Origin of the sequence: Streptomyces sp. DI166, assembly GCF_900091315.1 — a bacterium.
GTDB lineage: Bacteria > Actinomycetota > Actinomycetes > Streptomycetales > Streptomycetaceae > Streptomyces > Streptomyces fuscus.
The window spans coordinates 1-3,827 of sequence record NZ_FLSP01000205.1 but is presented as its reverse complement, the minus strand read 5'-3'; the positions used below and the strand labels follow the sequence as shown (position 1 = coordinate 3,827).

Here is a 3,827-nt window from a genome sequence, read left to right as displayed (position 1 = left end):
TGCACGGCGTCGGCCGCCGTGACCTTCCCGCCCTCGACGGTGACCCGCACCTGCACGGGCCCGTACTGCGTCTTCACCACATCACCGGTGACCGTACGAACCTGCGCGGCACCCCGCCCCGGCCCCGGCGCCCGCATCCCCCGACCCGGAGCCCGAGCCGGAACCGGACTTCTTCATCTGGTCCAGCGCCGACTGCAGCGACTTCTTGTACCCGTCGCTCGTGTACGTCGCCCCCGACACCGCGTCGATCTCCGCGCTCTGCGTCGCGAGCGCCGCCTGGTTCAGCCGGGGCACCGCCATGTCGGTGACCTCGGTACTGCGCCCGCCGCTGGGCGCCTGCACGGCCTCCACCTTGGTGACCTTGCCGCCGGCGACGGTCAGGCGTACCTGGACGGGCCCGTACTGGGTCTTCACGGCCGTGCCGGTGACGGTCCCGGTCTGCCCGTTGTTGCCGCCCTGCGCGGACTCCTGCGCCGCCGTGCTCTGCTGGGGTGCCGTGCCGCCCGCGGCCTGCGCGGACCCGGGGTCCGAGGCCGGCTTCAGCGACAGCAGCAGCACGATCCCGGACACGGTGGCGGCGCCCGCCAGCACGAATCGCCGGATGGGGTGAGTCTTCCTCATCGCTCCTACAGCTCCTGAAGTCCCGTCGCTCACATCTCGAACGACTCGTGATGGATGCGGCGGGCGGGCACACCCGCGCCGCGCAGTGCTTCGTAGACGGACTGTGCGAAGCCGGGCGGCCCGCACATGAAGACGTCGTGCTTGTCGATGTCGGGCAGCTTCTGCTGCAGCCGCTCCGCCGAGATGTCCGGACGCTCCCCGTCGGGGCTGTTGACCGCGTACATCAGGCGTGCGCCCCGCTCCTCGGCGATCGCGGACAGCTCGTCCCACAGCGCCAGGTCCTGGGTGCTGTTGGCGCGGTAGAGCAGCGTGATGTCACCGGCCGCCCCGGGCAGCGTCTCGAACAGCGCCCGCATCGGGGTGATACCGACGCCGCCCGCCACCAGCAGCACCTTGCCGCGGCTGCGGCGCTGCGCGGTGAGAGCTCCGTACGGTCCCTCCGCCCACACCTTGGTGCCGGGCTCCAGCTCGCGCAGCCGCTCGCTGTGGTCGCCGATCGCCTTGACGGTGATCCGCAGCAGACCGGGTCGCGGCGCGGCCGAGAGGGAGTACGGGTGCGAGCTGAACCGCATGCCCGGCGCCAGGAACCGCCAGCGGAAGAACTGTCCGGCCTCCGCGCCCATCCGGTGCAGCTTGCGTCCGCCGATCAGCACCGACACCACACCGGGCGTCTCCTCGATGACGGCCTCGACATACATCCGGTGCCGGAGGTTGAGCCGGATCGGGGTGAGGATCCGGTACCAGAGGACCAGCGCGGTGACGGTGCCGTACAGCCCGTACCAGAAGGTCTTGGCGGAGGGCTGTACGGCGAACTCGTTGCCGGTGGTGATCTGGTGCCAGAAGCTCAGGTACACGGCCGCGTACGTCAGCAGGTGGACGTGGTACCAGGTGTCGTAGGGCACCTTGCGGCGGATCGGGCCGATGGAGATGAAGGCGATCACGAAGAGCAGGCCGGTGCCGATGGCCGCCTTGCCCATGTCCGGCAGCGTGTTGATGGAGTCGATGGTCTGCTGGACGATGTCGCCGAGCGTCTTGCCCGCCTGGAGCGCGTACGCCCACATGGTCAGGAAGATGTGCGCGATGACCAGGCAGATCGTGTAGCGGCCGCTCATCGCGTGCCAGCGCGCGACCCGGTCCGAGCCCACCCGCCGCTCCAGCGCGGGCACCCGCGCCATCTGGAGCACGACGAGTGCCATCAGATAACCGGCGAGCAGTCCGGTGATCCGGCCGGCGGCGAGGATGCGGGCGGTGTTGTCCGCGAGGGACGGCGTGTTGTCCCACCAAAGCCACAGCACGGCCGCCGCACCTGCCCACAGGGCGATCACCAAGGGGACGGCCGGGGAGCGGCGCGGACGGATGCGGCGCATCGTCTGGCGGCGGGCGGCGCGGCCGCCTGCGAGCGTGGTGGTCACAGTTCCTCCGGGAACGGACAAGGGGGAGTGGCGTGGTCCCTCGGCCCAGAGGTACGTGTGCGGTGGCCGGTGTGTTCAGTACTGAGTGATCGCTGTTGAACCGGCTGTGGTTCCGATGGCGATGTGCGGCTTTCGGGCGGGATCGACCCAGCGCAGGATCCGGCGCATGTCGGCACCCGGCACCGACACACAACCGGCGGTCGCTCCGCGCCCGTTGACGTGCAGGAAGATTCCGGCGCCCCGGCCGCGCACCGGACGGCGGTAGTTGAAGCCCACGACGAGCGCGTGCGCGTACTGCCCGGCGTAGGTGATCAGGTGCTCCGACTCGGCGGCCCGGCAGTCCGCCGCGCGCGGCTCGGTCCAACGGTTGTAGGAGCGCGAGCGGTTGTCCTGGCACCACCACGAATCCCGGTGCACACGGCGGTACTTGTACGCCGTGCCGCGCGGCGCCGCCTTGATGCCGAAGGCGTACGGGAGGCTGTAGAGCCCCGTCGGAGTGGTGCTGGTGCCCTGGCGGCGCTCGATGCCCCTGACGAGTCCGTTGGCCCCGAAGCGGGCCGGTGCGGTACCGGCCCGCACCCAGCGGCCGCGGCGCAGCTCCCACCAGGTGACGGTGCCCCTCGTGGCGCCGGTCCGGTCGGCGACGGCGGTGATCAGCTGGGTGCCGCCGCCCGTGTCGGCCATCCGTGTCGGCAGTGGCCGCCCTCCGGGGGGAGCAGCACCGAGCACGAACAGGCAGACGCAGGCGAGGACGACGACACCGGGGCGCATGGCTCAGACCGTAGACGGCGGCAGCGGCAACGGCAGCCCGGGTAGTCCGTCCAGGCTGGTGGCCACGTGCTCCTTCTTGGTGAAGTAGGTGTTGAGCGACTCGTCGTCCTCCCGCGCGAACCGCCTGGCGTGCAGATCGCGCTCACTGTCGTACGACATGAAGGGCACCGCGTACCCGCAGGTGTCCCGGACGAGTTCGGCGGTGACGACGATGACGGCGCGCAGTCCGTGCGCACCGGGGTCGATGTCGGGGAAGCGGGCGAGCAGCTCGGGGAAGCGCGGGTCGTCCCGGAAGACCGGCTCACCGCGCCCGTGCACCCGGACGATGGTGGGCGGGCCCTGGAAGGCGCACCACATCAGGGTGATGCGGCCGTTCTCCCGCAGGTGGGCGATGGTCTCGGCGTTGGAGCCGGCGAAGTCGAGGTAGGCGACGGTCTGCTCGTCGAGCACCGCGAAGGAGCCCTTGAGGCCCTTGGGGGAGAGGTTCACCGTGCCGTCGGCGGCGAGGGGCGCGGTCGCGGTGAAGAAGAGGGGCTGTGCCTCGATGAAGGCGCGGAGTCGTCCGTCTATGCGCTCATAGGTCTTTCCCATGACTCATGATTATGCTGGCGAATAATTCGCCTGTCTAAGGAATTGGACCTCCTCCGCTCCCGCCCTCCTGGGCTCCCGACTCCTTCCGCGCGCAGCCTCCTTCCGCGCACAGCCGTGACCGCCCCGGCCGGCGTGCCAACGGGGCGGCCACGACTGCCTGTCACGTCACTTTTCGAGCGTGCAGGCGGCCAGGGAGTTGAGGCCCTGGGGCTTCTCGGCGGTGCGGCCGATGGAGATGGCGATGCGGTCGATGGCGGCGGTGCGCTTGCCTTCGAGGGGGCCGAGGATGGCGTTCTGGACGAAGTTGGGTCCGCCCTGGCCGACGGTGTCGACGAGTCGCTTGTTGGCCTCGTCGATCTGCTTCTGGAGCAGTGCGAGGTTGCGGTCGACCTCGGCCTGGGCGCTGGCCGGGATGGCGGGGAGCTGCGAGGC

The 3,827-nt window shown here is 70.5% G+C and carries 3 protein-coding genes and 2 pseudogenes; all 5 read right to left on the bottom strand.

What is annotated here, in order from left to right; genetic code table 11:
• A pseudogene (locus tag GA0115233_RS39690) lies at positions 1-621 on the bottom strand (FMN-binding protein); the annotation flags it as partial.
• Between the two features lie 29 nt (positions 622-650).
• Positions 651-2,033: a ferredoxin reductase family protein gene (locus tag GA0115233_RS39685; protein WP_176712120.1), complete on the bottom strand. Its 1,383-nt coding sequence runs from the start codon at positions 2,031-2,033 to the stop codon at positions 651-653.
• A 75-nt stretch (positions 2,034-2,108) separates the two neighbouring features.
• Positions 2,109-2,804, bottom strand: a complete 696-nt coding sequence (locus GA0115233_RS39680) for a L,D-transpeptidase family protein (protein WP_093725622.1) — start codon at positions 2,802-2,804, stop codon at positions 2,109-2,111.
• A gap of 3 nt (positions 2,805-2,807) precedes the next feature.
• Complete coding sequence (locus GA0115233_RS39675) at positions 2,808-3,395, bottom strand: pyridoxamine 5'-phosphate oxidase family protein (RefSeq protein WP_093725620.1); 588 nt, start codon at positions 3,393-3,395, stop codon at positions 2,808-2,810.
• Positions 3,396-3,560: 165 nt separating this feature from the next.
• Positions 3,561-3,827 (bottom strand): annotated as a pseudogene (locus GA0115233_RS39670) (hypothetical protein); the annotation flags it as partial.